The sequence below is a fragment of the Agrobacterium sp. rho-8.1 genome (genome assembly GCF_033957725.1).
Classification (GTDB): Bacteria; Pseudomonadota; Alphaproteobacteria; order Rhizobiales; family Rhizobiaceae; genus Agrobacterium.
Genome location: NZ_CP192788.1, coordinates 1686770 through 1713664 on the forward strand (window position 1 = coordinate 1686770; position 26895 = coordinate 1713664).

At 59.0% G+C, this 26895-nt stretch carries 30 protein-coding genes and 1 pseudogene; 11 read left to right on the top strand and 20 right to left on the bottom strand.

From position 1 onward, the window contains the following. Positions 1-219 precede the first annotated feature (219 nt). From RMR21_RS08460 to RMR21_RS08495, 8 genes are all read right to left on the bottom strand, one after another. On the bottom strand, positions 220-1254 hold the full coding sequence (locus RMR21_RS08460) for a proline racemase family protein (RefSeq protein ID WP_498667491.1): 1035 nt from the start codon (positions 1252-1254) through the stop codon (positions 220-222). Positions 1255-1265: 11 nt separating this feature from the next. Beyond that, complete coding sequence (locus tag RMR21_RS08465; RefSeq protein ID WP_498667492.1) at positions 1266-2741, bottom strand: aldehyde dehydrogenase family protein; 1476 nt, start codon at positions 2739-2741, stop codon at positions 1266-1268. A 35-nt stretch (positions 2742-2776) separates the two neighbouring features. After that, positions 2777-4015 (bottom strand): NAD(P)/FAD-dependent oxidoreductase, encoded by a 1239-nt coding sequence (locus tag RMR21_RS08470; protein ID WP_498667493.1) that lies wholly within the window; start codon positions 4013-4015, stop codon positions 2777-2779. A 55-nt stretch (positions 4016-4070) separates the two neighbouring features. Then, entirely contained in the window at positions 4071-4949 is an 879-nt protein-coding gene (gene dapA, locus RMR21_RS08475) for a 4-hydroxy-tetrahydrodipicolinate synthase (RefSeq protein ID WP_498667494.1), read from the bottom strand. Between the two features lie 25 nt (positions 4950-4974). Continuing rightward, positions 4975-5640 (bottom strand): amino acid ABC transporter permease, encoded by a 666-nt coding sequence (locus tag RMR21_RS08480; protein ID WP_498667495.1) that lies wholly within the window; start codon positions 5638-5640, stop codon positions 4975-4977. A gap of 9 nt (positions 5641-5649) precedes the next feature. Then, positions 5650-6312, bottom strand: coding sequence for an amino acid ABC transporter permease (locus tag RMR21_RS08485; protein ID WP_498667496.1), 663 nt, complete (start codon positions 6310-6312; stop codon positions 5650-5652). A gap of 9 nt (positions 6313-6321) precedes the next feature. After that, complete coding sequence (locus RMR21_RS08490) at positions 6322-7104, bottom strand: amino acid ABC transporter ATP-binding protein (protein WP_498667497.1); 783 nt, start codon at positions 7102-7104, stop codon at positions 6322-6324. Between the two features lie 65 nt (positions 7105-7169). Beyond that, complete coding sequence (locus RMR21_RS08495) at positions 7170-8003, bottom strand: substrate-binding periplasmic protein (protein ID WP_498667498.1); 834 nt, start codon at positions 8001-8003, stop codon at positions 7170-7172. Positions 8004-8201: 198 nt separating this feature from the next. Here RMR21_RS08495 and RMR21_RS08500 point away from each other — a divergent pair, with 198 nt between their 5' ends. Together RMR21_RS08500 and RMR21_RS08505 are read left to right on the top strand one after the other, a co-directional pair. After that, positions 8202-8921 carry a GntR family transcriptional regulator gene (locus RMR21_RS08500; RefSeq protein WP_498667500.1) on the top strand — a complete coding sequence of 240 codons (720 nt, stop codon included), beginning with the start codon at positions 8202-8204 and terminating at the stop codon, positions 8919-8921. A 218-nt stretch (positions 8922-9139) separates the two neighbouring features. Next, positions 9140-9973: a hypothetical protein gene (locus tag RMR21_RS08505; RefSeq protein WP_498667501.1), complete on the top strand. Its 834-nt coding sequence runs from the start codon at positions 9140-9142 to the stop codon at positions 9971-9973. Here the strand turns inward: RMR21_RS08505 and RMR21_RS08510 are convergent. Further along, a pseudogene (locus RMR21_RS08510) lies at positions 9970-10113 on the bottom strand (IS481 family transposase); the annotation flags it as partial. The gene RMR21_RS08505 and the pseudogene RMR21_RS08510 overlap by 4 nt on opposite strands. Between RMR21_RS08510 and RMR21_RS08515 the strand changes: the two are divergent. Continuing rightward, positions 10113-10409 carry a helix-turn-helix domain-containing protein gene (locus tag RMR21_RS08515; protein WP_498667502.1) on the top strand — a complete coding sequence of 99 codons (297 nt, stop codon included), beginning with the start codon at positions 10113-10115 and terminating at the stop codon, positions 10407-10409. The pseudogene RMR21_RS08510 and the gene RMR21_RS08515 overlap by 1 nt on opposite strands. A 45-nt stretch (positions 10410-10454) precedes the next feature. Here the strand turns inward: RMR21_RS08515 and RMR21_RS08520 are convergent, their stop codons facing one another. Further along, positions 10455-10655: a hypothetical protein gene (locus RMR21_RS08520; protein ID WP_498667504.1), complete on the bottom strand. Its 201-nt coding sequence runs from the start codon at positions 10653-10655 to the stop codon at positions 10455-10457. Positions 10656-11066: 411 nt separating this feature from the next. Between RMR21_RS08520 and RMR21_RS08525 the strand changes: the two genes are divergently transcribed. After that, the gene (locus RMR21_RS08525) at positions 11067-11414 is read left to right on the top strand and encodes a hypothetical protein (protein ID WP_498667505.1); all 348 of its coding nucleotides are present in this window, start codon (positions 11067-11069) and stop codon (positions 11412-11414) included. Positions 11415-11714: 300 nt separating this feature from the next. Here the strand turns inward: RMR21_RS08525 and RMR21_RS08530 are convergent, their stop codons facing one another. Further along, positions 11715-12974, bottom strand: a complete 1260-nt coding sequence (locus RMR21_RS08530) for a glycerate kinase type-2 family protein (RefSeq protein WP_498667506.1) — start codon at positions 12972-12974, stop codon at positions 11715-11717. A 158-nt stretch (positions 12975-13132) separates the two neighbouring features. Between RMR21_RS08530 and RMR21_RS08535 the strand changes: the two genes are divergently transcribed. After that, positions 13133-13357 (top strand): hypothetical protein, encoded by a 225-nt coding sequence (locus RMR21_RS08535; protein WP_498667508.1) that lies wholly within the window; start codon positions 13133-13135, stop codon positions 13355-13357. An 8-nt stretch (positions 13358-13365) separates the two neighbouring features. Here RMR21_RS08535 and RMR21_RS08540 read toward each other — a convergent pair whose 3' ends face one another. Continuing rightward, on the bottom strand, positions 13366-15093 hold the full coding sequence (locus tag RMR21_RS08540) for an ABC transporter ATP-binding protein (RefSeq protein WP_498667509.1): 1728 nt from the start codon (positions 15091-15093) through the stop codon (positions 13366-13368). 224 nt (positions 15094-15317) lie between these two features. Here RMR21_RS08540 and RMR21_RS08545 point away from each other — a divergent pair, with 224 nt between their 5' ends. Then, a complete protein-coding gene (locus RMR21_RS08545; RefSeq protein WP_498667511.1) occupies positions 15318-16511 on the top strand; it encodes an AI-2E family transporter in 1194 nt (397 codons plus the stop codon). Here the strand turns inward: RMR21_RS08545 and RMR21_RS08550 are convergent. Continuing rightward, positions 16478-16975, bottom strand: coding sequence for a GNAT family N-acetyltransferase (locus RMR21_RS08550; RefSeq protein ID WP_498667512.1), 498 nt, complete (start codon positions 16973-16975; stop codon positions 16478-16480). The genes RMR21_RS08545 and RMR21_RS08550 overlap by 34 nt on opposite strands. Before the next feature lie 111 nt (positions 16976-17086). On the opposite strand from RMR21_RS08550, the gene RMR21_RS08555 reads away from it, so the two are divergent. Then, the gene (locus RMR21_RS08555; RefSeq protein ID WP_498667513.1) at positions 17087-17497 is read left to right on the top strand and encodes a hypothetical protein; all 411 of its coding nucleotides are present in this window, start codon (positions 17087-17089) and stop codon (positions 17495-17497) included. Positions 17498-17499: 2 nt separating this feature from the next. Here RMR21_RS08555 and RMR21_RS08560 read toward each other — a convergent pair whose 3' ends face one another. The 3 genes from RMR21_RS08560 to RMR21_RS08570 form a co-directional block, all read right to left on the bottom strand. Then, positions 17500-18636, bottom strand: coding sequence for a DUF2336 domain-containing protein (locus RMR21_RS08560; RefSeq protein WP_498667514.1), 1137 nt, complete (start codon positions 18634-18636; stop codon positions 17500-17502). A 149-nt stretch (positions 18637-18785) separates the two neighbouring features. Beyond that, positions 18786-19391 carry a flavin reductase family protein gene (locus RMR21_RS08565; protein WP_498670116.1) on the bottom strand — a complete coding sequence of 202 codons (606 nt, stop codon included), beginning with the start codon at positions 19389-19391 and terminating at the stop codon, positions 18786-18788. Next, a complete protein-coding gene (locus RMR21_RS08570; protein ID WP_498667516.1) occupies positions 19391-19972 on the bottom strand; it encodes a nitroreductase family protein in 582 nt (193 codons plus the stop codon). The genes RMR21_RS08565 and RMR21_RS08570 overlap by 1 nt, the downstream gene beginning before the upstream one ends. Before the next feature lie 109 nt (positions 19973-20081). On the opposite strand from RMR21_RS08570, the gene RMR21_RS08575 reads away from it, so the two are divergent. Continuing rightward, the gene (locus RMR21_RS08575) at positions 20082-21062 is read left to right on the top strand and encodes an RgsD C-terminal domain-containing protein (protein ID WP_498667517.1); all 981 of its coding nucleotides are present in this window, start codon (positions 20082-20084) and stop codon (positions 21060-21062) included. Positions 21063-21079: 17 nt separating this feature from the next. Here RMR21_RS08575 and RMR21_RS08580 read toward each other — a convergent pair whose 3' ends face one another. The 4 genes from RMR21_RS08580 to RMR21_RS08595 all read right to left on the bottom strand — a co-directional run bounded on the left by RMR21_RS08580 (position 21080) and on the right by RMR21_RS08595 (position 24387). Continuing rightward, the gene (locus tag RMR21_RS08580; protein ID WP_498667519.1) at positions 21080-21385 is read right to left on the bottom strand and encodes a hypothetical protein; all 306 of its coding nucleotides are present in this window, start codon (positions 21383-21385) and stop codon (positions 21080-21082) included. Positions 21386-21451: 66 nt separating this feature from the next. Beyond that, the gene (gene thrS, locus RMR21_RS08585) at positions 21452-23467 is read right to left on the bottom strand and encodes a threonine--tRNA ligase (RefSeq protein ID WP_498670117.1); all 2016 of its coding nucleotides are present in this window, start codon (positions 23465-23467) and stop codon (positions 21452-21454) included. Positions 23468-23583: 116 nt separating this feature from the next. Then, positions 23584-23943, bottom strand: a complete 360-nt coding sequence (gene yidD / locus RMR21_RS08590) for a membrane protein insertion efficiency factor YidD (RefSeq protein ID WP_498667520.1) — start codon at positions 23941-23943, stop codon at positions 23584-23586. Between the two features lie 3 nt (positions 23944-23946). Next, positions 23947-24387: an iron-sulfur cluster assembly scaffold protein gene (locus RMR21_RS08595; protein WP_498667521.1), complete on the bottom strand. Its 441-nt coding sequence runs from the start codon at positions 24385-24387 to the stop codon at positions 23947-23949. A 253-nt stretch (positions 24388-24640) separates the two neighbouring features. On the opposite strand from RMR21_RS08595, the gene folE reads away from it, so the two are divergent. The 3 genes from folE (at position 24641) to RMR21_RS08610 (ending at position 26885) form a co-directional block, all read left to right on the top strand. Next, entirely contained in the window at positions 24641-25267 is a 627-nt protein-coding gene (gene folE / locus RMR21_RS08600; RefSeq protein ID WP_498667522.1) for a GTP cyclohydrolase I FolE, read from the top strand. Between the two features lie 108 nt (positions 25268-25375). Continuing rightward, complete coding sequence (gene hisI, locus RMR21_RS08605; protein ID WP_498667523.1) at positions 25376-25843, top strand: phosphoribosyl-AMP cyclohydrolase; 468 nt, start codon at positions 25376-25378, stop codon at positions 25841-25843. Positions 25844-25931: 88 nt separating this feature from the next. After that, positions 25932-26885 (top strand): patatin-like phospholipase family protein, encoded by a 954-nt coding sequence (locus RMR21_RS08610; RefSeq protein WP_498667524.1) that lies wholly within the window; start codon positions 25932-25934, stop codon positions 26883-26885. Positions 26886-26895: the final 10 nt, after the last annotated feature.

Sequence of the window (26895 nt, forward strand, 5' to 3'; positions counted from 1 at the left end):
CTCCCGTTTCAATTGAGTTGCAGAGGAAACCGCGCTGCGTCCTGAAAGTCACATGCGAATCAGAAAGATAGGACAGCCTCGCGACACGAGCGTGGGCCTCCGGCTAACCCGTTGAAAAACGATCCGCCACGTGTTTCGGATTGAATCGCGTTGGTTGTGTCAGGAGTACGCATGTCATGGGTTCCGTGATCGATTCGGTGCCTTCTTCATGTCCTCAGTTCATTTCAGGAGGCCAATCTGCGGCCCCCAAGTGTCGGAAAGCGCAAAACCGCTTGCAAACGGATCATCGTCCGACACGTAGAGGTCGGTTCGGCCATAGACATATCCCTTGCCTGTGATCCTCGGCAGCACCGCCCTGCGACCAGCAACAACCGTCTCGCCGACGGCCTCCACAACGAACTCGCCGCCAATGATGGATCTTGATAGTCTGGTGTCGCCGACCGCGACGAGGCCCCGCGCCATAAGTGTAGCGAGGTTCGCCGAGCTCCCGGTGCCGCATGGAGAGCGATCGACACGGCCGGGCTGGAGGGTCGTACAGGTTCGTACCGCACCATCCGGATCTCGGTCGCGAAACATCACGTAGGCGATTTCGTCGACGCCCTGCAACACTGGATGGGCGACCTTCACTTGCCCCGCTATCAACCGCTTCAGCTCGATCCCAGCTTCCGCAAGTTCGCGTGCGTTGACGGGCTCGATTTTTAGTCCGATCTGCCCGACGTCCACGAGCGCGTAGTAAACGCCCCCAAAGGCGACGTCGATCTTGATGCGGCCCCATTGGGGAGTGTCGATCTCATGGTCCAAAAGCTCCGCAAAGCTTGGCACGTTGTCGAGGCTGACGCTCACACAACGGCCGTCCTCGCATCGGGCGTGCGCCACGACCAGTCCCGCCGGAGTATCCAGCCTGACCGTCGTCTCTGGTTCGGCCATTGGAACCAGACCCGTCTCCAGCAGAGCTGTGACGACGCAGATGCAGTTGCTGCCAGACATGGGATGGGCGCGATCAGCCTGTAGCACGATGAAGCCGGCGTCAGCGTCCGGTCGGGTCGGCGGGAGCAACAGGTTTACCGACATCGCAACATGCGCGCGGGGCTCGAAGGTGACGAACCGGCGGAGACTGTCGTCTACACTGTTGATGTGGTTCATCTTGTCCAGCATGCTCGCTCCGGGAATCTCCGGTGCTCCGCCGACGAGGACGTGGCCAAGCTCTCCTTGGCAATGAACCAGGAGAAGGTCGAGATGCTTCCGGAATTTCATGCCCGGATATCTCACTTGATATACCAGCCCCAGGGCTTATCGGTGACGTACTTCGTGATCTGCTTGGTTTCGAGATAGTTATCGAGACCCCAGCGGCCGAGTTCCCGACCTATTCCCGATTCCTTGTAGCCACCCCACGGCGCCTCGGTGAATGTCGGCTGTGAGCAATTGATCCAGACGATGCCGGCGCGGAAGGCCGACGCGACCCGCTCGGCACGCTCGTCGTCATTGGACATCACTGCCGCGCCAAGACCAAAGCGCGAGTCGTTCGAAAGTTCGATCGCCTCTTCCTCAGTCTTGAAAGGCCGAACGCAGACGACTGGTCCGAATATCTCTTCGACCCAGGCGTCGCTCTCCAGCGGCACGTTTGTCAGGATCGTAGGCTGCAGATAGTAGCCCTTGGCAAACCCTTCCGGACGTTCGCCTCCATAGGCAATCGTAGCGCCTGCCTTGCGTGCGCCTTCGATCGCAGCCGTGACATTCTCGAGCTGCTTTTTCGAAACCAACGGTCCCAGAAGCACCCCTTCATCGAGGCCGCTGCCGATCTTGATCTTTTTGGTCTCTTCGATGAGGCGAGCAAGAAATCTATCGTAGATATCCTCCTGAACGAGAACCCTCGAAGTACCGGAGCAGACCTGCCCCTGGTTCCAGAAAATGCCGAACATGACCCACTCGACCGCAGCATCGAGGTCGGCGTCCTCGAAGACGACGAAGGGAGACTTTCCGCCAAGCTCGAGGCTGACGCGTTTTATGTCGCGGGCCGCGGCGGCCATGATCTTCGAACCGACTGGGCCGGAACCGGTAAAGGCGAGCTTGTCGACGCCCTTGTGGTCGATGATTGCTTGGCCCGCAACGGCCCCCAATCCCGTCACGATATTCAGAACGCCGGGAGGAAGTCCTACCTCATCGGCGATCGCGGCAAGTTCCAATGCCGTCAGCGAGGTGAGTTCGGCGGGCTTGAGCACCACCGTACAGCCGGCGGCGAGCGCAGGAGCGACCTTCCACGCCGCCATCAACAGTGGGAAATTCCAAGGGATGATCGCGCCAGCAACGCCGATCGGCTCCTTGACCACCTTCGAGGTAAAGCGATCATCTGGAAGCGAGACGATTTCTTCCGGACTGTTATCGAGCTGTTCGGCCAGACCGGCGTAGAAGTCGAAGCACCCGGCCGCGTCTGCAATATCCCAGTCGGCCTCGGGAAACGGCTTGCCGTTGTCGAGGACTTCGAGCCTGGCGATCTCGGCCTGCCGGGCTCGGATACCGTCCGCGATCGCATAAAGATACTTGGCGCGCTGCGCACCGGTAAGTTTTGGCCACCCGCCCCTGTCGAACGCACGGCGGGCGGCCTTGACGGCGATGTCGACGTCCTCTGCGGTGGCCATGGAGATTGACTGGATGACTTCCTCGGTCGCCGGGTTGATCACGGCGGAAGAGCCGCCCTCGACCGGCTTCACCCACTTGCCATCAATGTAGAGTTCAGTTCGCATTGTCAGCTCCCTTGCCTTCGGTGGTCGCACCCGGTTCAGAACCGGTCGACGCGATAGGGTTTCATGTCGACGGGCGGCGTCGCGCCCGTAATGAGATCTGTCATGAGACGGGCTGTGGTGGCTCCATAGGTCAGACCAAGATGCCCATGGCCCGTGGCGTACCAGACATTGCTCCGCTTGGCGGAGCGTCCCATGACCGGCACCGTATCCGGAAGAGCCGGACGATGGCCCATCCATTCGGTAGCGTCTTCCACCTTCAGCTCTGGAAGCGCTTCCTTCGCTCGCTTCACCAGAACTTTTGCACGGCGGTAATCGGGAGCAGCGTCGAGACCTGCCATTTCAACAGTGCCGCCGACGCGAATGCCTCCAGCTGTCGGCGTCACCATAAAGGCACGGGCGGGCCAGATGAGAGAGTGACGCATTGAAACGCCGGGCGATTGGATTTGCGTATGGTAGCCCCGCTCCGTTTCGAGCGGTATTGGCTCGTCGAGCATCGCCGAAAGTCGCCCTGTGAACGCCCCCGCGGCGAGTACCACCCTGCCCGACTGAATCTTTCGTCCGTCCTTCAAGACAACGGCCCTGACGCCATCGACTTCGTGTTCGAAGCCCACGACTTCTCCTGACTGTACGGTTCCACCGAGCTTCTTGAACTGATCCGCAAGAGCAACGACCAGTTCGTAGGGATTCGAGATGGAACGGTTGTCCGGAAACAGCACTGCTTTGCCGATTTTAGTCGTGACGTCCGGTTCGAGGTCGCGAATGGCGTTGCCGCCCAGAACCTCGTAGCGGAAGCCGAAGCGGTCGAGAATGTCGATATGTTCGCGGTCGGCTTTGAACTCGACCTCGTCCGTGTAGACGCTGAGGCATCCCTCCGCTGAGATCATGTGCTGGAGGCCGGTCTCGGCGAGAAGGACGTCCAGGTCTTCGTAGACGCGACGGCATAGCACTGCGCCCGCCGTTTCCAGTTCGCGAAGCTTGGAAGGCCGGCTGGCTGCGATGAACCGCAGGAACCAAGGTAGGAGCTTGGGCATGTAGGATGGCCGAATTCGTACCGGCCCCTCTGGATCCATCATCCACCCCGGCATCTGGGCCCATATGCCCGGCCGGGACGCGGGCATGAACTCCGTCACGGCGATGCTCGCCATATTGCCAAAGGAAGCACCCGTCCCCGGCTCGTAACGATCGAGGAGGATCACGGTCTCTCCACGACGCTGTAGCTGGTAGGCGATAGCGGTACCGATGATTCCGGCGCCGACGACAATGGTCTGATACACTTGACTTCCTCGGAGTGTGGAGACGGCCGGAGCGGTTTCTGGCCGTCTGAATCGCTTACCAGTTCAAGATAGGCTGCATTGCCGCACTGAATTCGGCCTTCTCTTCGGCGGTCAACTCGCCGAGCGGGGCACGGGTGATACCAACGGGAAGCCCTTGCAGCTCGCAGCCATACTTCACCTTCTGCACGAACTTGCCGCTCTCCAGGATGTTCATCGCGCGGTAGAGAACAATCATCTTCTCGCGCGCGGCCTTCAAGTCACCCGAACGGAAAGTACGGTCGAGATCGACGCAGGCCTTGGCCATGCAGTTCGCGGGTCCGCAGATCCAGGAGTCGGCACCCCAGAACATGAAGTCGAGAGCAATGTCGTCCGAACCGGAAACGAGGTCGATACGGCCATTGTAGCGTGAGTGGATATCGATCGCGCGCTGGAGCGATCCCGAGCTTTCCTTGATCCCGAGCACCCGTGGATCGTCGGCGAGCGCGTCCAGAATGTCGAAACCGATTTCGACACCGTCCTTGTAGGGGTAGCTGTAGAGGACGAGGTTGATATCCGTTTCTTTCAATACCGTCTGGAAGTGCGCGAGGAGCTCGTCCTGCGTCGGACGGGTGTAGAACGGCGTAGCTAGCAACACCGTGTCATAGCCAATCTCCCTGGCTTGAAGAGTGTTCTCGATGACTTCGCGGGTCGCTGGTGCGTTCGTACCGGCGATCAGGATTTCATCGTCGTTCGCGAAATCCTTGACGAACTTGAGTACTTCGAGGCGCTCGTCGTTTGAAAGCGCTGAGTATTCTCCTGTCGAGCCCATGGGCACCCAGCCCGAGACGCCGGCTGCGCGGAGCGCGGTCAGGTGTTTTTCGTAGGCATTGAAGTCCACCTTTCCGTTCGCGTCGAACGGGGTGACGAGAGCGGGCATGACGCCGGAAAGTTTCATGAAATTGTTCTCCTGTACGGACTTGCTAGATTGCGAGCTTCTTGAGAATGCGTCCCTCGACGAGCGTGACTGCGCGCGTCAACGGGAAGGCGATGACGAAGTAGATGAGAGCAACCACGGTCAGCACTTCAACGGGCCGGGCCGTGTTGTTCGAGATGTTCTGGCCAACGAACATCAGGTCCGCCATGCCGACCGCCGAGACCAGCGCGCTTTCTTTGAAGAGGCTGATGCAATTCGACAGAAGCGTCGGTATCGCGCGCAAAACGGCTTGAGGAAGAATGACGCTGGCCACCTGAACTCTCGGGGGAAGGCCGAGGGCAACGCACGCGTCTCGCTGCTCCGGCCCGATCGACTTCAGGCTCGCCCGGAAGGTCTCGCTGGTGATCGCGCCCATGTATAGCGTCAGCGCGATGACGCCCGAGGCAAAGTTCGAGAGTTCGAGTCCGAGGAGCAACGGAAGGCAAAAGAAGATCCAGAAAAGCTGGATGAGCACGGGCGTTCCTCGGAAGAATTCGACGTATGTGCCTGACACCAGTCGAAGAACGATGCTGCGTGATGTGCGTGCCAAGCCGGTGAGGAAGCCGAGCGTACATCCGAGCACGATGCAGACCGCCGTGAGTTGCAATGTCGTCATGAGCCCCAGAAAAAGAGCATGTTCGAACCGTGCGAGGACTGAGAAATCGAGCGACATCCGGACTTCCTAGCTTGCGAGCAGTTGACGGCGGCGCTCCAGAAACCCGACGATCTGGGTCACGGGGAACGATACGGCGAAGTAGATGAGAGCGACGACCGTGAAGGTTTCGATCGGACGATAGGTTTCCGTCGCAAGCGACTTCGCCTCGTACATCAGGTCTGCGATCGCCACGATGGCAACGAGCGCACTCTGCTGGAAAATGACGATGCCATTGGTCAGAAGCACCGGGATCGAGGCGCGGACGGCGGTCGGAAACACGATGTAGAGGACGCGTTGCCAGGGATTGAGGCCAAGAGCGATCCCGGCGTCAATCTGCTCCTTGGGAACCGCCTGGATCGAGGCACGGTAAGCCTCTGCATTGAAAGCGGTCAGGTTCAGACCGAGCGCCAGCACCCCCATTGTGATGGGATCGAGAAAGACGTCGAACAACATGGGCACGCAGTAGAATATCCAGACGATCTGGACGATCGCTGGCGTACATCGGAAGAACTCGACAAACAGCATGAACGGCATGCGCAGAAGCCGGTAAGGGCTCATCAGCAGCAGGGCGAGACCGAAGCCCGCAATGATGCCCATGATGTTTGCGGCGGCCGTCAGCTCTAACGATACCACAAGACCCCGCATCAGCGGCGCAAAGGTGATGGAGTTGAAGTCGAAGCTGTAGTCCATCGCCACCTCCTATTGCTTGATGTGGAAAACGCGGTCGATGAATTCCTTGGTGCGCTCCTCCTTCGGAGAACCAAGCACCTGTTCGGGCGGACCGTCTTCGACGACGACGCCCCCGGCACAGAAGATCACGCGCGATGCTATGTTTCTGGCAAACCACATGTCATGCGTCACGATCATCATCGGCATGTTCTGCGAGGCAAGCTGCATGATCACCTGCTCGACCTCGCTGACAAGTTCCGGGTCGAGCGCTGACGTCACCTCGTCGAACAGCATCAGCTTGGGATTAAGCATCAGGGCGCGCGCAATGGCGACGCGCTGCTTCTGTCCGCCCGATAGCTGGGCCGGGTAGGCCTTCGATTTTGCACCGAGGCCGAACCGTTCGAGAAGTGCTTCCGCACGGGCCTGCGCAGACGCCCTCGGTTCGCCGCGGACCTTGCACGGTGCGAGCATCAGGTTCTGTATGACACTGAGATGCGGGAACAGCGTGTAGTGCTGGAACACCATACCGATCGAACGACGGACGGTCGTGTCGATCGAGGTTTTTTTGGCACGCTCTTCCGACGAGATGTAGGGTTTGCCGTCGAAACTGACCGACCCGCTATCGATCTGTTCCAAGCCCATCATGACGCGAAGAAGCGTGCTTTTGCCTCCGCCGCTCGGGCCGATCACGACCACGCGGTCGCCTGGCTTCATTTCGATGTCGATGCCCTTGAGCACCTGAATTGCGCCGTCGCCGTAGCTCTTGTGCAAAGCCTGCATTTTCACGAGAGGTGGACTGAAAGACATGGTCATGGCCGATCTCGGTTTACATCGAGTGTGGGACAGCGCCGACTTGGAAGTCGGCGCCGCTGGCAATGTTACTTCGAGGTCTTGAGGACTTCGTCGACGGCCTTCTTGATCAGGTCGTCCACGTGGCCGGTTGCGACCTTCTCTTCGAGGAAGATGTTGACGACTTCGACGTCAGCGGTCGCCATGTTGTGCGGCAGGCCGAAGGACACGCCCTGCTTCGCAAGTGCCGGCGTCGGGCTCAGAGCGACCGCCCAGTCTGGATTTGCCTGCGTAAGAAGAAGGTTGGTGTCAGAGGCGTCGACCAGGATGTCTGCGCGTTTGGACGTCAGCGCCAGGCGCGTTTCGTCGTTGCCGGGCAAGCGCATGATCTTGGCAGTCTTGACCGCCGCCGAGATGGCCTTGTCCTGCGCGGTGCCTGACATCACCGCGAGCGTGACGCCTTCCTTGTCGAGATCGGCGACCGACGTCGCGCCTTGAGGAATTTTCGGATTGTTTTTGTTGTAGGCAAGAGAGATCTGGTACTCCATCGCCGGGATCGAGAACTGGACCGCCATGGCGCGCGCCGGAGTACGGTTAAGCGCCAGGGACACGTCCCACTTGCCCGCTTGCAGGCCCGCCACGATGTTATCCCAGGTCGTGTCGACGAATTCGGGTTTGACCTTGAGAGCTTCGGCGAATTCCCGGCAGAGATCGGCGTAGAAGCCCGAATATTCCCCTGTCGCCGGATCGCGCATAATATACGGCGGAGCGACGGCTGCGCCACATTTCAGCACCCCCGCCTTCTGGACGCCCTGCCAGTATCCTTCGGCAGTCTGCGCGTGTGCGGAGGTGGCCGACATCCCTGCCACCAGGGCAAGCGCCGGCATTGCCCGCAACGCGGACATTATGATCTTCGAAAGCATCGGCATTCCTCTTTGCTGTGCGCGAAGCGCGTTGTTCCACTCGTCGGCTAAAGCCGTTCTTATGTTATTATCTGTCGTCAACGTGTCGACTGAACGTAATTTGTCAACACTGTGTCGACAAAGTCAAGGGTAAATATTACGTTGCGAAGCGCTCATATTTCTGGCCCTATGCCGCAACTGCGAAAGAAAGGGACCTAAGTGTCTGACGAAATTGAAGTGAAACGCGTACGTGGAACAGGGTCGAGAAGTGTTTACGAAACGCTGCGCAACGAGATCCTCGCGCTCACGCTGGCGCCGGGACAGCTCCTTGACGAGACGACGCTGGCGGAGCGCTTCAACATGTCGCGCGCTCCAGTTCGGGAGGCTCTCATACGTCTGGGTTCCGAAGATCTTGTGCTAACCCTGGCGAACCGCAGCACGATCGTTTCGCCCATCGATGTCGTCGCGTTCCCCAAGTATGTCGAAGCGCTCGATATCGCACAGAGGATGAACACACGTCTGGCGGCCGCGCTGAGGACAGACGAGGATCTGAAAGTGATCGCCAAGCGCGACAAGGCATTCGCGGCCGCTGTGAAAACCGGAAACCATCTATCGATGTCGGAAGCCAACAAGGCATTCCACATGGCTATCGCGGCGGCGGGTAAGAACCAGTATCTGGCGTCGTTCTACGAAAAGCTCCTGTCGCAAGGGCAGCGCATGCTGCACCTTCATTTTGAGTATCTCGAACGCACTCATGAAGGCTATCTGCTGACGGACGAACACAGCCAGATGCTGGAAGCGATCCGTGACCGGAACGTCGAACGTGCGGACGAACTCGCGCACGCCCATACACGCCAATTTCAGCAGAACTTCATCAATTTTATGCGCGAAAACTATACGACCGACGTGACCTTGAGCCCACTGAAGGCCGCCGGATAGTCAGAAGGTGGAATTGGATGTTTTGAGTTCGACAAATGGGTGCTGCACCGCTCACTCTGTCGCTGTTGTAGCTCCCACTTTGAAGCAGCGCTCAACCGCGCTATCAAAAGTCGATGTAATCGCATGCGCAAAACGAGAGATGGGCTGGAGTTGATGTCACGACAGACCAAGCGCCCCTGCTCAGTTCAAATGTAACAAGGGACATCATGGGGATCCGAATGAGCCGCTTCTGGTTACGCGTGATGCTTGGTGCGACATGCACCTTTTCCGCATCGGTCTCGCCGGGGAATGCCGACGATGGATTGATTGATCGGTTTCTGATCGACCAAGGTTGCGCTCTTGGCCCCACCACGATGTCGGCTGCGATGGCTGCGAAGATCGATCCCGCCATCATCGCAAAACTCAAGGCAGATGCCGAAGCAGACGGCACGACGCTCAAGACAGGTGACTGGATCGTGCTGTCTCAAGACAGATGTCGAATCCAGCCACCAAATGTTATCAGTGAGATCGCGGTGGACGATCCGGAGGTCGTTCAGAACACCTCCTCTATCGACGCACATGATGAGGACGGATTCAAAGGCTGCTATCTTGATGGCCCTTCGCTGTTCGAAGCCTTGAAAGTTTCACGAGGTTGGCTTCCGGACAAGGCCAATCAGGAATATCTGCGCTTTCTGAGCGCTGGTCTGATATCCGGCGACCTTTCGTTCTTCTCCCCGGATCCGCTGCGCACTCCAACTGGCTTTATGGTGACGCGCGGCGACTGCGCAGAGGTTCCGCAAATGCCGGAGGTCAAAAAGAGCCACGAGCTTCTGCTGAAACATTTTGGTGACCTGATCCGAGGTGATGCCGCTGGTGAGGCGACCTGCGAAAGCCTCGGCTTCCCTAGCTGGAAATTCACAGAGGTTTCAGAACACATCCTCGGTGGAAAAGCACCCAATGCTTGGATGGGGTACGAGATAAGATTTATAGCGATGGGTGCAGGCTGGTTCGAAGGGCAGTCGGCGACCGAAAAGGGTCGCCCCCGCCCGCCCCTGTGCCATTATATCGACTAGCTGTTTGGTCCCGGCATTTGATGGATTGGATTGAGGATGAAACGATTGGGCTCGATTGTCCATCGTTCGCAGCTGAACTCGGATGGCATGAGGCCCTTCAGGGTCTTGAGACGGCGGCCGACATTATATGCGGCGACGAATGCACTGGATACCCGTAGAAAACGCGGAAGCAATCGCGCTTACTGACCCCGACAACCAGCCCATGACGCTGGAGCAATTGTGCTCTTCCCCCCGCATGCTGCAGATCAGACTCATCCGACGCGCGCTTCGTCTCACGCAGGAAGAGTTTGCCGCACGTTATCGTATTCCCCTGGGCATCCTGCGGGATTGGGAGCAAAACCCGCAGCGAACCGGATCACCCGCCCGCGCCCATCTGAAAGTCATCGCGGTCGATCCTGCCGGCACGGCGGCGGCGTTGCTCAAGGGAGTAGCTTGAAACGGCGACCACACGTTCAAATGTGCCCTGAACCAACAGATCCGTTCACGTCCGCCGCGCGTCCAACCGCCGCTTGTCGCGGTTGACATAGTCCAGCCCCATGCTCGTCAACCGAAACTGGCGTTTCTGGAATTCACCGCGAATCTGAATGAAACCCTGCTCTTCGGCTTCGCCCAGCGTCTTCAGGCTGGTGCCCTTCGGCGGCGTCTGCCAGTCGGTGCCGACGGCGCTGTGCAGCAATACCATAATCTTTATAATGTCGGCTCTCCATGGCTATGCCGCAAATGTGGCCTTTGGCCATCGACTGTCGTCCCGGTTGGTTTCTGTAGCGTAACGGCCATGGGGTTGGCAACGGCGATGTCTTTGTGAGGGCTGCGTAAAATTCATGTGTATCCGAGCGCAGAACGTGCGGCTTTCATTTTCGACGCTAGAAAAATTACTTCCCAACCAAATCAATACCTTACCTAAAAACCGCGAAAAACAGCAAAAAACACGCCGCAGTTTTCTCCACGGCGTGCGAATCGCCCGCACAATGGTCCCGTTCCGCCCTCGGATACACCGCAAGGCGTTGCGGCGAGGCGGAACCGGCGCTGGTGGTGAGGGGTACGCAACCCCTCATCGCCGGGGTCCGGCAGCGAATCCCCCCGGCGGCAACGGGTGGGGCGTGGCACCGGTTTCGGACCGGCCGGTGCACCGCGCCAGATGTTCGGACCGGATCGGCATGCCTGCCTCGAATATCCTGACGGGTTTCGAGATCCAGGCACTGCCGCTCCTGTCCGCCCGCCGCCGGGTGTACCGACAGCTCATCGGCTCCTGGTCGAACGCGACCGCGAGGAGTGTGAAGCGAAAGTCAGGCGGTACACAGGCAAACGCTGCATCTGCCCGGTATCCTCGAAAGGGGAGAAAGGGCAGATGTGGCCGAACTGGCAGGTGGGGCGTTTCGGCAACGAAGCTCTCTGCTGCCCGGAGGTGAAGGGTTGGACCTTGAACATGTCCGACCGGTGAACCGGCAGGGTTTCGGCCCTTCGCCGTCCGGGATGCGCCAGCCGTGGCAAGAGGATCGCAGGCGGGCACAAACCGCTGAACGGGGCGCTGAGAGGTGCCAATTCTATTCTACCCCAACGAGGCAGCTTGCAGCGCCCCGTCCGACATACATGGCCGCAAGCGGCCGTGGACCGAGAGAAAGAGCAAACCACGGGCAGATGCTGCCGCGTGAACGGCGAAGCCTGCGCGAAAGGCTGGCCGGATTTTTGACAGGATGGGAGGAAGATCACGCAGCCGCTGGCGCCAATGCCACCTCGCGAATCACCCCAGCAAAAACGCCCTGAAATCGTTCACATTCGTTCCCGTCGGCCCCGGCGCAAACAGATCGCCAGTCAGATTGAAGGCAGACCACGCATCATGGCCGGACAGCAGTGCCCGCGCATCGCCGCCTGCGGCACGCATGCGGCTCACGCTATCGCCATCGGCAAAGGCACCGGCGTTGTTTTCAGACCCGTCGATACCATCCGTATCCGCCGCCAGCGCCGTGATACCGGAAACACCTTGCAGATCGAGCGCCGCCGACAGCAGGAATTCGCTGTTGCGCCCACCCCTGCCATACGTGCCGTGGCCTATGGTCACCGTTGTTTCGCCGCCCGATAGCAGCACCATGGGCTTGGCGAAGGCGCCATTGGCCGCAAATTCGCGTGCCAGCGCCGCATGCATGCGGCCGATGTCATTCGCCTCGCCCTCGATGCTGTCGGAGAGAATAAGCGGATGAATGTCGTGGCTGCGCGCCAGCTTGGCAGCGGCATCGAGAGACACACGCGCCGAGGCGATGACGTGCACCGCATTTCCGGCAAAGACCGCCTCGCCCGCCTTGGGTGCCACGGCATGGCGGATACTGTCGATAATCCGGTCCGGCAGATCGATGCGGTAATCGCGGATGGCCCGCAAGGCATCCGCAGCATCGCTTTCGTCCGGCACGGTCGGGCCGGAGGCAACGAAGGCGGGGTTGTCGCCCGGCACATCGGAAACCACGAGCGTGACCACGCGGGCCGGATGCGCCAGTGCCGCCAACCGCCCGCCCTTGATGCCGGAGAAATGCTTGCGCACCACATTCATGGCCAAAATCGGCGCACCGGACGCCAGCAGCGCTTCATTGAGCGCGATCTCGTCGCTGAGATCAAAGCCGTCCGGCGGTGACGGTAACAATGCTGATCCGCCACCCGACACCAGCGCAATGACCAGATCGTCTTCGGTCAACCCGCCCACATGCGCCATCAATGCCTTCGCTGCCCCAAGCCCCGCTGCGTCCGGCACCGGGTGGGCAGATTGCAGAACGCGGGTGCGCTGGCATTCGGCCACCGGCCCGTGGCGCGCCACCACCAGCCCGTCAAAAGGGTGCGGCCAGGCACGCTCGAACGCCTGCGCCATCTGGCTTGCCGCCTTGCCCGCCCCGATCACCACGGTGCGTCCCTTCGGCGGTGGCGGCAGATGGCGAAGGATCGCCTCATAGGGATCGGCGGCCTTCACCGCTGCAAAAAACAGCGCCTCCAGAAATGCACGCGGATTGGCAATCAACTCTGTCCTCCCTTAAGGCAAATCGCTCGACCTTTCTGCACCATGACCGCGCCGCTTCCCCTCGGCAAGTCTGCAAACGGTCATGGTGTTCGATGAGTGAACTTCTCACACCCTTGCGCGTTGGCTTTCAGACACAGACAACGACATCGGAGAGAAAAATGGCTGAATCGGGAAATCTGGAACCGGAATATCAGAACAAGAACCCTTTGAAAGGCAAGCGCTTCGTCTGGTCTCGGCGCAAATCGAAGCCTTGGATTTTTACCGTGGCCGTCATTCTCGGGCTCATCGTCGCAGCCGGAGGCGTGGCCGTCACCTATCTTGTCAGCGCGCATCCGGGCAAACCCGAACCCAACCCCGGCCTCGAAGCGCCGGCGCAGCCTTAAGGAATGAACTAGACGAGCAGCTGCGCGCCGAACTGGGCGTCATACAGACGACTGTAGGGGCCTTTCGACTGTAAAAGCTCATGGTGGTTGCCGGTCTCGACGATGCCGCTTTCATCCACGACAACGATGCGCGTCGCATCGCGGATCGTTGCCAGACGATGGGCAATGACCAGCGTGGTGCGGCCTGCGGCAAGCTCGCCCAGGGATGCCTGAATGGCCCTCTCCGTCTCGGTATCGAGCGCTGATGTCGCCTCGTCGAGAATGAGGATCGGTGGATTTTTCAGGAACATGCGGGCAATCGACATGCGCTGCTTCTGCCCACCCGAAAGCTTCACGCCCCGCTCACCGATCACCGTCTCCATGCCCTCGGGCATATCCTTGATGACGTCATCCAGCCTCGCACGCCGCGCTGCATCCCAGATATCGGCATCGCTGGCGCCCAAGCGACCATATTCGATATTTTCGCGAATGGTGCCGCCGAACAGGAACACATCCTGCTGGACGATGCCGATCTGGCTGCGCAGCGACGCCAATGTCATCCTGCGGATATCGATGCCATCGATGCTGATCGCACCGCCCGTCACCTCGTAGAACCGCGGCAGCAGCGAGCACAGCGTCGTCTTGCCAGCCCCGGACGGTCCGACGAAGGCTACGGTTTCACCAGAGCGAATGCTCAGCTCGATATGGCGCAGCACCTGCTTGCCGTCACTGTAGCCGAAGCTGACATCGCGGTAGGCAATCTCGCCGCGCAGCGCCGGTGCCTCAATGGCGTCAGGCGCATCGGCAATATCGGGTGCAGTATCGATCAGCTCGGTAAAACGCCTGAAGCCGGCAATACCTTTCGGATAGGTCTCGATAACGGAATTGATCTTCTCCACCGGGCGGAAGAAGACGTTGACGAGCAGCAGGAAGCCGACGAAGCCGCCATTGGTCAGGTCACCCGTCAGCACAAACCAAGCACCGCAGATCATGATGATCATCTGGGTCAGGCGCATGCTCATATAGCTCAGCGATGTACTAGCCGCCATGATCTTGTAGGCGCTGAGTTTCGTCTGGCGATAGCGCTGGTTATCGGCCTCGAACAGTGCCCGCTCGTGGTCCTCGTTGGCAAAGGCCTGAACGACGCGCATGCCGCCGACATTTTCTTCGATGCGGGCATTGAAGGCACCGACGCGGCCATACAGCGCGCGGAAATTGTTGGTCATGCGGCTGCCGTACCGGCTCGTCACCCAGGCCGTGACAGGCACAACGGCAGCGGTCACCAGCGCCAGCGGGACATTGACGGACATCATCAACAGGAAAGCGCCAAAAAATGTCATGATGGCGATGAACAGGTCTTCCGGCCCATGATGCGCAACCTCGCCGATTTCCTCGAGGTCCTTCGTCAGCCGCCCGACCAGATGGCCGGTCTTCTGGTTGTCGAAAAAGCCGAAGGACAGTTTTTGAAGATGGTCGAAGGCACGACGGCGCATGTCGGTTTCGATGTTGATGCCGAGCATGTGTCCCCAATAGGTGACGATCGCCATCAGCCCGGTGTTCATGACATAGATGACCAGAAGACCGATGGAGGCGAGCACGATCAGACGCCAGTCGCCCGCCGGCAGAAGCACATCCACGAACGCCTTCACCGCCATCGGAAACCCGAGTTCCAGAACGCCCGAGAGAACGGCGCAGGAAAAGTCCATGATGAACAGCCCGCGATACGGGCGATAATAGGAGAAGAAGCGACGAAGCATGGCTTATGTCCATGACGGCAGGTAACAGCCGTCGAAATTGCAAATTTGGTCCCCAACTCTCACATTTCCGTAACAAGGCCAAGATAGGGGGCGGTATTTTTACCAAAATCGTCCAATACGACGTAGCAACACTATAAAAACGAAATGATGCTGGATTATGTTTCGCCTATCGGCACAATGGTGTCAGAACAACATCCGGTCGGGGAAGTGAAAGAGACGCGATTTTGAGCAAAATTGACACGCCCAGAAAGCCAGCAGAGCCGCGCTGGCTCGGTCCGGCAGCACATGCGCGCACCGCGCTCGTGCCATCCATCTCGGCCGCACGCTGGCTTCTGGTTCTCATTGTCGCCGCCGGTATATACTTTTTCTACGGCTTCCTCGTTCCCGTGCTGGCAGCATTGGTCATCGGCTTCGCCAGTTGGCCCGTCTATCGTGAACTTTTGCGGCGCGTGGGCGGTAACAATACCGTGGGTGCCACCCTTGCGCTGCTGCTCATCATCACCTTCCTGATCGTCCCGATCTTCATTGCAGCCTCCTATACCGGAAGCGAAATCCGCGAATGGTTCGGCTGGGCCGTCGAGGCCAACAAGGTGGGCGCGCCCGTACCAGAATGGATTGCTGCCCTGCCCGGCGTCGGCCTGTGGATGAGCGAGCAGTGGGTCCGTTATATCGGCACGCCTGGCGCCATTGGCGAGGTCATCCAGTTGGTCAGCGGTGCGAATATCGGCAACATCTACCGCGCCATCGTCGCCGCCGGCAATGGCGCATTCCATCTGATCCTGACACTGCTTTTCATGCTGATCGCGCTTTTTTTCGTCTACCGCAACGGCGTCGGCTTCGCGCGCCAGATCGACCTTATCGGAGAGCGCATTCTGCCCACGCGGTGGGAGCGGATTTCCCGCGTCGTTCCGGCTACGATCAGCTCCACCGTGACTGGCATGACGCTGATCGCGATTGGCGAAGGCATCATTCTGGGCGTGGCCTATTGGATCGCAGGCGTCCCCTCGCCTGTCACCCTCGGCGTCCTCACCGGCGTCATGGCGCTGATCCCCGGTGGCGCGCCATTGTCGTTCACGCTCGTGTCCGTCTACCTCATGGCCAGCGGTTCCATAACCGCGGGCATCGCGCTTCTGGCATGGGGCTCGATCGAGCTTTTCATCGTGGACAAGACCATCCGCCCGCGCTTGGTCGGCGGTCCGATCAAGTTGCCCTTCCTGCCAACCTTCTTCGGTCTGATCGGCGGCGTGAAGACAATGGGTTTCCTCGGCCTGTTCATCGGCCCTGTCCTGATGGCCCTACTCGTTGCCGTGTGGCGCGAATGGGTGCGCGAAGTGGAGCTCTCCGCCATCGAGGACGAAGTGGTGCCGCCAGGACCGGAAATCGATCACGCGGCGCCGCTGCGAAAGACGGCCTCGTAGACCGCCGCTTGAAGTTTCAGCTCCATGAACAGGCTAAGCGGGTCCGGCTTGTAAGGCGGGAACGGCTCGATATCGACGAAGCCCGCCTCATGATAAAGTCCGATCGCTGCCGGCTGGCTGATGCCCGTTTCCAGGCGGATCGCGGTCACCCCGCGTTCGTGTCCGAGTTCGACCAACGCATCCAGCATCAGCTTGCCGATTCTCAGGCCGCGCGCTTTTGGGTCGACAAACATACGCTTGATTTCCGCTGTGCCGTCACCGGCTTCGACAAGAGCGCAGCAACCAACGATCTCGCCATCATGACGTGCCGCAAAGAATGAAACGTTCGGCTTCTCCAGAGTGGCGATATCGACCAGATGGTTGCTTTCCGGCGGATAGAGCGACGCGGCATAGGCGTCGGACAGATCGAGAAGGCGAAGGATCTCCGGCTGGCGGGGACTTTCCAAGGTGATGGCAACTGGCATGCTGGTTTCCGTTTATTTTTGCGAATGCGGGACGTCACGTCGCAATAAGACTGCAATTCCGCTAGATCGTCGCTGTTAGACAATTCTCCTTTCAGAGGCAACAGAGCGACAATGAGAACCGCGCTTGTTTTGATGACCATTCTCGGCTGCGACGATACCGCAACCGACTGCCAACATATTGCGACCATGCAGCAACGCTGGACGAGCATAGAACTGTGCGATGCCGAATCGGAAAAACAGCTGGGCAATTTTGCCAACGCCTCCTATCCGGTCGTGGTCGCCGTGTGCCAGACGCCAGACGCGCCCAAAGACGACATCGCCAAAGCCGACGGTCAGACGCCGGATGCATCCACGACACAAGCTCCGCTGGACACGGAAGAAGAGCAGACGCTCACTCAACGCGCCATCACCCGCGTGCGCAGAATTTTGCCGTCCACCGAAGGCGTCAAGGAAGTGTTGGGCAAGCCAGTGCGAATGGTGGAAGACAGCTATTCCTGGATCGCAAGGCGTTTTGCAAAATAGGTCTACGCCGCCTGCGCGACCATGCCGCTTGCCAGGGCCCGGGCGCGATTGCGCTGTTGCACCATTTGCAGTTTTTCCACCATATGCAGCAATTCGCGCATGGCAGCATCGCCGTCCACATCCGCGAATTTTGCCATTAAGCCCGACGAAAGGTCCGTGACGGGATTCCCGTAGGGCGTATCCGCAGCATTCCGCCACAGAAGCGTCGCCTCCATGAAGATGTCCAGGACCGCACCGAAGAGACCTGTCGATTGGAACATGGCCTTCAGCGCATGATGTCGTCCCGTGGCCAGAATGGAGCGCACGCGATGGCTGTCGAGACCGGACAGATTGGAGATCGATTCGGCAAAGAAATCGAGTTTACCGGAACACAACGCACTCATCAGAAATGCAGGTGTGAGCCCCGCCTGTTCACGAAGATGTTCGACCATCATCGGCATGTCTTCACTGGCGACATCGCCTGCAATCATAACGGTCGCAGCGTCGGACGCATCCCGAATGACACTTTGAAGACGACCCGCGGGGATGACGTTGCAGACGAGATCGCATGCGGCCAACGCGGCACCGATATGACCGACCATGCCATAGCGCACATCGGCGGGCAGATCGTCATGCTGCAGCAGAAGATCGCGGATTTCGGCGTCGTCCAGATACCGCTCGGCAATCCGCCGCAGAGTGAACGGCGTGATGCAGGCGCTGTGATTTTCCAGGAGAATGGAGAGTTCGAGAACACCCGCGAGTTCGGCCAGTGCTGCACAAGCACCCGCCGCAAGGTAGGGGCGTGCGGCAATCATGGCGCGTGTCATGGCCGTGCCGTTGCCAGCCAGATCGACCAGATCGGTTTCACGCAGCACGGGCGAATGGATAATGACGAGGCAGGCGATTTCGGGCTGGTCGTCCGCAAGCGCGAAAACGATGGCGCGGGGTGCATCCGGCGCATAGGCCAATTGTTCTGCAAGAGCGAGGCGCACCTTCGGCGACGGATCATCCAGCAGATAGGTCATCGCGTCATAGGCGCTATCGTAACGATCCTGCGGCAGGCGGGATTGCAGATAAGCCTGCGCAAGTACGCTGGCCGCCTTGGTGCGATCACGCGATCCAGCTTTTTCCGACCAACGAAGAAATGCTTGTACGATCACCCTGCGCCCCAAAAACAGACAATTCCGACTGGTTTGGAACAGGCGCGATCCGTGTGCGAATCCGACCCCTGCCCCTACAGTACCAACACTAGGAGCAAAAGGTTTACGATTGGTTCACCATATCTTTTAACAATCCGGAAAGACGCATCTCACGAACCGGGCCGCTTGAGCTGGAAGACGTCCACGCCGCCATCGCAATAATCCATGTAGCCCATGCGTGCGACAGGGCGTGCCCGCGCCATGTCTATACGGCCGTTGTCGATGACCGCTTCGTCCAGATGAATGCCGACGACCTGCCCGAAGACGATCCAGGAATCGGCCTCCAAGCCATCCATACCCACGGGGCGCATGATCTGCGTGACGCGACACTCCAGAGCGGCATAGGCCTCCGCGACATAGGGCGCATCGACAAGTTTACCTTGCTTGGGCGTGAGCCCGGCAAGCTCGAATTCGTTGACACCATACGCGACGGGCGCAGAGGATGCGTTCATCTTGTCCACAAGGTGACGGCTGACGAGATTGGCGGTAAACACACCACTTTCCTCGACATTGCGCACGCTGTGCTTATGGCCGCTGGACGAAAACATGATGAGCTTGGGCGCATCCGCGACCGCATTGAAGAAAGAATAAGGCGCAAGATTGAGCGAGCCGTCTTCTCCCTTGGACCCGATCCAGCCGATAGGCCGTGGCGCGACAATGGCCTTGAACGGATCATGCGACAGGCCGTGCTGGTTGGTATCGGTGGTGTAAAACATCAGGCTTCGCCCACCCATGTCACCACCTCAGAGAGTTGCGGACGCGGGCGTTCCACCGGCGGAAATGTCGTTGACCCGATGTGGATGAAGCCCGCGATCTTCTCGCCCGAATTCACGCCCAGCGCGGGGAAGAGTGCCTCATCGTACGACACCCATTCCGTCAACCAGTTTGCCGCATAGCCCTTGGCATTGGCCGCAAACAGCATGTTGAGGCAAACCGCACCGGCAGACATAACCTGCTCCCATTCGGGAATTTTGACATGCGGCGCAGACGTGCTGACAACGGCGATGACGAGAGGTGCGCGGGTGAAGCGGGTGCGCTCGACCTCCTGATGTTCGGCGCCGAGGTCAGGTGTTTTTTCGAGTGCGCGCTTCAAGGCGGCGTCGCCCAGCCTCTTGCGCTCTTCGCCCCGGTAGACGATGAAGCGCCATGGCGCGATCTTGCCGTGATCGGGAACGCGGACGGTCAGGCGCAATATCTCTTCGATTTCGGCGCGATCCGGGCCGGGCTCGGTCAGTTGCGGCGCTGGCGTGGACCGGCGTATATTCAGGTAATCGATGAGGGTGATATTGTCTTTCATGTCAGAACCGTTCCATTGTCGTACATATCAATTCAAGGGCCTTGAAATCGCCACGGCATTGCGTTTGAAGTGGTCCCAGAAAAACAAGAAGTCAATCCGGTTGAGCGTAATGACATCCATCAAAATTGCGGCAAGTGTTTGTGTGGCGGTCGTTTCGGCCGTCTTGCCGAGTGGTGCCGCATTCTCGCAGGACGCCTTCAAGGATTTCAAACAGCTTGGCGGAACGCAGAAGATGCCAAAGCTCAACGCTTTCACGGCACCCGCCGCCCCCGACGCGGCACAATCCAACTCCCGCGACATCACCATGGAAGCCAAGCTGACCAATGACGGTGAGCCGATGATGGAAGGGCTCGCATGGCGCGTGTTCAGCCCCATACCCGGCCCGGACGGGAAGTTGCCGATGTTGGCGAGTTCGGATGGAGGCCCGGCGGAATTCCATCTGACGCCTGGTGACTACTTCGTCAATGTGTCGTTCGGACGTGCAGGCGTGACCAAGAAGGTCAGCGTTCCCTCCAGTGGCAAGATCGACAAGCAGGTGCTGATTCTCGATGCCGGTGGCTTCGTATTGAACGCCGTGGCGGGAACCGACAAACGGATTTCGCCAGGCCAACTCAAATTTTCAATCTATTCACCGGACACGCAAGAGGATGGTGAACGCCGTCTGGTGATGTCCGATGTCAAACCCAACACCATCGTGAGGCTCAACGCCGGGACCTACCATGTCGTCTCCGAATATGGCGGCGTCAACGCGGTCGTCCGCGCCGACATTCAGGTCGAGGCTGGCAAGCTGACCGAAGCGACGCTTCAGCACCGTGCCGCACAGGTAACGCTGAAGCTGGTATCGGAACACGGTGGCGAAGCGATTGCCGATACCGCCTGGTCGGTGCTCACAGGCTCCGGTGACCTTGTCAACGAAAGCGTCAGTGCCTTCTCCACGATGGTTCTGGCCGACGGCGAATACACAGCCATCGCCCGCAATAAGGACAAGGTCTACCAGCGCAGCTTCAAGGTGGCAGCGGGCAACGACTCAGATGTCGAAGTGTTGATGAAGGATCAGGCCCCGGAAGAGACGACGGGTGATTTCGAGTGACACGGACCGACTGGTAATCAGCAAATCAATAGATGCCGAGGGAATGTAGCTGTCGCGTAATCAGCGTGCCAGTAGTGCGGATCGTTGCATAGGGAAAATACAGCGTCTTTTGACGCATATTTCTCATCAAATCTGTCTCGCAAGGTAACGTGCACAGAGCCTTTATCAGGGTAGTCCTTGCCCACATCAACAATTTTATTTCCGCGATCAATCTCCGCGGCGACTATATCTTTTAACGGGCGAGCAAAATCTGCTGCCAAAGATTGAAGTCTTAGGAAATCCTCTTCGCTTCTAATATGAGAAAAATCGTTTTTAGTGAACATAGCTCTCGTCAGCATTTGCAGAAGCACATAATGATAACGGCGCCAGAGGCGCCGTTATCATTATGATCAGTTAACCTTTGCGGCCTTGGCAGCCTTTGCCGCACGCTTGCGCTTCACGTCTGGCGGTGTCGCCTCATCCACCAGATTGGCGATCGCCTCGTCCAGCGCATACGAGGTCTGCGCCTGCGAGCCTAGGCGGCGGATGTTGACGGTGCGCTCTTCGGCTTCCTTCTTGCCGCAGACGATGATGACCGGGACCTTGGTGACCGAGTGTTCGCGGACCTTGTAGTTGATCTTCTCGTTGCGGAAATCGGTTTCGACCGACAGACCCGCGTCGCGTAGCGCTTCGGCGACTTCGCGACCATAATCATCGGCGTCCGAGGTTATCGTTGCCACCACGACCTGTTGCGGGGCGAACCACAGCGGCATGTGCCCGGCGAAGTTCTCGATGAGAATGCCGAGGAACCGCTCCATCGAGCCGCAGATGGCGCGGTGTATCATCACCGGCTGGCGCTTTTCAGAGGCTTGATCGATATAGAAGGCACCGAAGCGTTCCGGCAGATTGAAGTCCACCTGCGTCGTGCCGCACTGCCATTCACGGCCAATGGCATCCTTCAGCGTGTACTCGAACTTCGGACCGTAGAACGCACCCTCGCCCGGCAGAATATCGGTCTTGATGCGGCCTTCGGACTGGGCTTCGATGGATTTCAGCACATCGGTCATCACGCTTTCGGCGCGATCCCAGACCTGATCGGAGCCGACACGCTTTTCAGGGCGCGTGGACAGCTTGACGACGATTTCGTCGAAACCGAAGTCCTTGTAGACCGACAGGATGAGATCGTTGATCCGCAGGCATTCCGCCGCCATCTGCTCTTCCGTGCAGAAGACGTGCGCGTCATCCTGCGTGAAGCCGCGAACGCGCATCAGGCCATGCAGCGCCCCGGATGCCTCGTAACGGTGAACGTTGCCAAATTCCGCAAGGCGAACAGGTAGTTCTCGGTAAGACTTCAACCCATGCTTGAAGATTTGAACGTGACCAGGGCAGTTCATCGGCTTCAGCGCAAAAACGCGGTTATCCGCTTCCTCATCCTTCGGGTGGGTGAACGCATAGGCCGATTTCACGGCGAACATGTTTTCCTGATACCAGCCCCAGTGACCGGAGGTTTCCCACAAGGAAGCATCCAGCACCTGCGGTGCATTGACCTCCTGATAGGTGCCTTCCAGCTGGCGGCGCATATAGGCCGTCAGGGTCTGGAACATGCGCCAGCCCTTGCCGTGCCAGAAGACAACGCCCGGGCCTTCCTCCTGGAAATGGAACAGGTCCATCTCACGACCGAGCTTGCGGTGATCGCGCTTTTCGGCTTCGGCCAGGATGTGGAGATACTGATCCAGCTCTTCCTGCGTGGCCCATGCGGTGCCGTAAATGCGGGTCAGCATCGGGTTGTTGCTATCGCCACGCCAATAGGCACCGGCGACCTTCATCAGCTTGAAGGCCGTGCCGATCTGTCCTGTGTTGGCCATGTGCGGGCCACGGCAGAGGTCGAACCAGTCACCCTGATAATAGATCTTCAGGTCTTGGCCTTCGGGAATGGCATCGATCAGTTCGATCTTGTAGTTCTCACCCTTCGCGGCAAAAACTTGCCTGGCTTTCTCACGCGACCAGATTTCGCGCGTGAAGGGCTTCGAGCGACCAATGATTTCCTTCATCTTCTTTTCGATCTTCGGCAGATCGTCAGGCGTGAAGGGCTCGCTCTTGGCGAAGTCATAATAGAAGCCGTTCTCGATGACGGGGCCGATGGTGACCTGCGTACCGGGCCAGAGTTCCTGCACGGCTTCGGCCATCACATGCGCGGCATCGTGGCGGATCAGTTCCAGCGCACGTTTATCATCGCGGGTGACGATTTCGATCTTGCCATCAACGATCGTGTCGGAAAGGTCGCGCACGGTGCCATCCAGCGCAATGGCGACGGCCTTCTTTGCAAGCGACTTGGAAATGGATTCGGCAACATCGCGGCCAGTCGTGCCTTGGGCATATTGGCGAACGGAGCCATCGGGAAATGTAAGGGAAACGGCGTCTGACATCATAATTCTCCTGTCCAGTCCCGCCAACGAATGCGGGTGGTTTCATGTAAAATCGGTCGATCGATCGTGATTGACCGAGGCGACTGTTTAAACGCGTTCGCGAGATGGGTAAAGGCTCATTGCTGACCGGAATGAGACCGAAAATACCGCCATGGCAAATACCACTTCTGCCGTGCGTCCAGCTTTTCCGCGACGGGATCGAGCCCGCTGGTGCCACCGGGTCCACAGCGAGCGACGCGGAACAGGGTCAACCAGCCACCGGCCCAGAAGCCGTGGCGGGCGAAGGCCTCGTATCCATATTCGGAGCAGGTTGGAATGTGACGGCAGGAGTTGCCGACAAAGCCAGAAAAAGCAAGCTGGTAGAAGCGGATGAGGCCCATGCCGAGAAGACGACCGGGCGTTTTGGGAAACGGACCGGACCAGTTACGGGTTCTCGGCGTTTTGTCTGGATGCTGGCAGTTGGGCTCGTTGCACACGGCTTAAGCCGGAAGGCGCTGCTCGGTCTCGATCTGGTCGAGACAGTCGCAGATCGCGTCGAATGTGAGCATCGTGGAGGCGTGGCGCGCCTTGTAGTCCTTCACCGGTTTCAACACCCGCATGTCCTCGAACCTGCCGCCCGGTCCCTCACCGCCCGCCGTCAGCATGGCAAGCATGTCGGCGCGCGCCGTTCGGATTTCATCGCTCGTAGCGCCTACGACATGAAGGGCCATGATGGATGAAGATGCCTGACCCAGAGCGCAGGCGCGGACCTCGTGGGAGAAATCCGTGACAACACCTTCGCCGAGCTTCACGTAAACCTTGACCTTGGAGCCACACAGCTTGGAGTGTTTCTGAGCGCTGGCGTCCGCATCCGGCATCTCGCCGGTGAGCGGAATATTTCCTGCAAACTCCAGAATGCGGTTGTTGTAGATATCGTCCATGTACTTATCCGTGTGGGCAGGATTGGTTTTTCAAACACCGCGTCAACCAAGGCAGCACTTTTCTGCCACTTGTCATCTTTATATGTTATGAGACACCCGCGTCATCAAGGTGTGGTCATTTATCGCATGCCAAATTCATGACGACAGGCTTGCATTATTGCCTGGAAACAACCAGATAGCACGCGCGGCGCGTCGTAAATAGAGCCGTAACCCATATTCAGATGCGGCCTTGAACTGCATCGGAGATCAAAAGATGGATGCAATCGTGAAGAATTTCCCCGGTGCGGGTGCTCAGGACGGTGTCACCGCCGTGCGCCCTACGCAGGCCGAAGCTGAAGATGCCGTGCGCGTTTTGCTGCGCTGGGCGGGCGACAATCCCGACCGCGAAGGCCTGCTCGACACGCCTAAGCGCGTCGCGAAATCCTACCGCGAACTGTTCAGCGGCTATGCGCTGGATGCTAACGACGTGCTGGGCACGACATTTGAAGAAGTCGGCGGTTACGACGACATTATTCTGGTGCGTGACATTCCCTTCTATTCCCACTGTGAACACCACATGGTTCCGATCATCGGCAAAGCGCATGTCGCTTACCTGCCGGAAGGCCGCGTCCTCGGTCTTTCCAAGATCGCCCGCGTCGTCGAAATCTTTGGTCGCCGTTTGCAGACGCAGGAAACGATGACGGCGCAAATCGCCAACGCTATCGAAAGCAAGCTCAAGCCACGCGGCGTGGCCGTGATGATCGATGCCGAACATATGTGCATGTCCATGCGCGGCGTCCAGAAGCAGGGCTCTACCACGCTGACGACGAGCTTTACCGGCACCTTCAAGGCAGAAGCGGCCCAGCAGGCCCGTTTCATGTCCATGGTCTACAATCGCTAATGCCGGTTTCGATCCGGGCGGCTGAACCATTGTTTCACCGCCCGAAATCGTTCCTGCTGAGGGTCGTCTTCCCACGGCTACCACTCCCAACTTACAGCCGAGGTTCCCATGGCGATGACATTTCCGCCCGCTTCTGGCGATAAAAAAGAACTTGAGGCAGCCGGTGCCTTCACCCCGAAATTCGATTCTCATGGCCTCGTGACAGCCGTCGTGACGGATGTGAAAGACGGGGAACTGTTGATGGTCGCGCATATGAATGCGCAAGCCCTAGAGCTGACGCTGGAAACCGGCATCGCGCATTATTACAGCCGCTCGCGCGACACAATCTGGAAGAAGGGCGAAACCTCCGGCAATCTCCAGACCGTGCGCGAAATGCGCACCGATTGCGATCAGGATGCGATTTGGCTCAAAGTCTCGGTCGCGGGCCACGATGCCACTTGCCACACAGGCCGTCGCTCCTGCTTCTATCGCACGGTGACGCTGGAGAATGGCGAAGCCGTGACAACCATCACGGACGATAAACGCCACTTCGATCCCGCTACGACCTACGCCTCAGAGCCCTCCCGCCAAGACTAATTTTTCATTTCGTCTCATTTTGTTACGAATATTATAGGAAGTCCCCGGGTAGATTACGATTTCGTAGATTTGCTTGGGAGTGACGCCGATGTTGGGATGGGGTTTGAACCGCGATAATCCGGCGGCGGTGACGTCTTTGGAAAAGATCGCGCAACCAGCCCCCTCTCCTGTTCCTTCGGTTCCTCCTGGCCGCATCGCACTTGCCCTCGGCGGTGGCGCGGCGCGCGGATGGGCGCATATCGGCGTTCTGCGTGCACTGGACGAAGCGGGCGTCAAGATCGGGATGATCGCAGGCACCTCCATCGGCGCGCTGGTGGGCGGATGCTACCTGGCGGGCAAGCTGGACGAACTGGAAGATTTTGCCCGATCGCTGACATTGCGTCGCATTGCCGGCCTCCTGGACCTGACGATTGGTGGCGGCGGACTATTCGGCGGCATGCGGCTGACGAAGCGGATGCAGGAACATCTGGTAGGGCTCACCATCGAGGATCTCGAGCACCCCTTCATCGCCGTTGCCACCGAACTGAAGACAGGTCACGAAGTGTGGGTGCATCAGGGCGACCTGATCACGGCGTTGCGCGCCTCCTACGCCCTGCCCGGCATCTTCGAGCCGGTACGGTGCAATGGCAGAACTCTGATCGATGGCGCACTGGTCAACCCTGTCCCTGTTTCCGTCTGCCGGGCCTATGAGCAGACGCTGGTGGTCGCCGTCAATCTGAACTACGATATTTTCGGCCGCTCGGCCGTGGTCAAGCATGGCGCTGGCACAGGCAGCGCCGACACGAGCCGCAAGCCCACCGTCGACCCATCGTCACGCGTTGGATTGCCAGGTGTCATGGTGCAGGCGTTCAACATCATTCAGGACCGAATTTCGCGTTCGCGCCTTGCCGGCGACCCACCGGATCTGACGCTGCACCCGCGCATCAACCATATTGGGCTCTCAGAATTTCACCGCGCTGCCGAATCCATCGAGCGCGGCTACGAGGAAACACGCTCGCGTATTCCGGAATTGCAGAGAATGCAGCAGGTTTTCCAGCGCTGATCCATACAGC

Bases quoted from the DNA above. Each gene is read 5' to 3' on its own strand.
- RMR21_RS08575 (WP_498667517.1), top strand. From the start codon at position 20,082: ATGACATCCATCAAAATTGCGGCAAGTGTTTGTGTGGCGGTCGTTTCG.
- RMR21_RS08495 (WP_498667498.1), bottom strand. From the start codon at position 8,003: ATGCTTTCGAAGATCATAATGTCCGCGTTGCGGGCAATGCCGGCGCTT.
- RMR21_RS08555 (WP_498667513.1), top strand. From the start codon at position 17,087: ATGAGAACCGCGCTTGTTTTGATGACCATTCTCGGCTGCGACGATACC.
- RMR21_RS08515 (WP_498667502.1), top strand. From the start codon at position 10,113: ATGCACTGGATACCCGTAGAAAACGCGGAAGCAATCGCGCTTACTGAC.
- RMR21_RS08505 (WP_498667501.1), top strand. From the start codon at position 9,140: ATGAGCCGCTTCTGGTTACGCGTGATGCTTGGTGCGACATGCACCTTT.
- RMR21_RS08480 (WP_498667495.1), bottom strand. From the start codon at position 5,640: ATGTCGCTCGATTTCTCAGTCCTCGCACGGTTCGAACATGCTCTTTTT.
- RMR21_RS08610 (WP_498667524.1), top strand. From the start codon at position 25,932: ATGTTGGGATGGGGTTTGAACCGCGATAATCCGGCGGCGGTGACGTCT.
- RMR21_RS08540 (WP_498667509.1), bottom strand. From the start codon at position 15,093: ATGCTTCGTCGCTTCTTCTCCTATTATCGCCCGTATCGCGGGCTGTTC.
- RMR21_RS08465 (WP_498667492.1), bottom strand. From the start codon at position 2,741: ATGCGAACTGAACTCTACATTGATGGCAAGTGGGTGAAGCCGGTCGAG.
- RMR21_RS08570 (WP_498667516.1), bottom strand. From the start codon at position 19,972: ATGAAAGACAATATCACCCTCATCGATTACCTGAATATACGCCGGTCC.
- RMR21_RS08550 (WP_498667512.1), bottom strand. From the start codon at position 16,975: ATGCCAGTTGCCATCACCTTGGAAAGTCCCCGCCAGCCGGAGATCCTT.
- RMR21_RS08520 (WP_498667504.1), bottom strand. From the start codon at position 10,655: ATGGTATTGCTGCACAGCGCCGTCGGCACCGACTGGCAGACGCCGCCG.
- RMR21_RS08490 (WP_498667497.1), bottom strand. From the start codon at position 7,104: ATGACCATGTCTTTCAGTCCACCTCTCGTGAAAATGCAGGCTTTGCAC.
- dapA (WP_498667494.1), bottom strand. From the start codon at position 4,949: ATGAAACTTTCCGGCGTCATGCCCGCTCTCGTCACCCCGTTCGACGCG.
- RMR21_RS08580 (WP_498667519.1), bottom strand. From the start codon at position 21,385: ATGTTCACTAAAAACGATTTTTCTCATATTAGAAGCGAAGAGGATTTC.
- RMR21_RS08565 (WP_498670116.1), bottom strand. From the start codon at position 19,391: ATGTTTTACACCACCGATACCAACCAGCACGGCCTGTCGCATGATCCG.
- thrS (WP_498670117.1), bottom strand. From the start codon at position 23,467: ATGTCAGACGCCGTTTCCCTTACATTTCCCGATGGCTCCGTTCGCCAA.
- RMR21_RS08485 (WP_498667496.1), bottom strand. From the start codon at position 6,312: ATGGACTACAGCTTCGACTTCAACTCCATCACCTTTGCGCCGCTGATG.
- RMR21_RS08595 (WP_498667521.1), bottom strand. From the start codon at position 24,387: ATGGACGATATCTACAACAACCGCATTCTGGAGTTTGCAGGAAATATT.
- RMR21_RS08535 (WP_498667508.1), top strand. From the start codon at position 13,133: ATGGCTGAATCGGGAAATCTGGAACCGGAATATCAGAACAAGAACCCT.
- folE (WP_498667522.1), top strand. From the start codon at position 24,641: ATGGATGCAATCGTGAAGAATTTCCCCGGTGCGGGTGCTCAGGACGGT.
- hisI (WP_498667523.1), top strand. From the start codon at position 25,376: ATGGCGATGACATTTCCGCCCGCTTCTGGCGATAAAAAAGAACTTGAG.
- RMR21_RS08460 (WP_498667491.1), bottom strand. From the start codon at position 1,254: ATGAAATTCCGGAAGCATCTCGACCTTCTCCTGGTTCATTGCCAAGGA.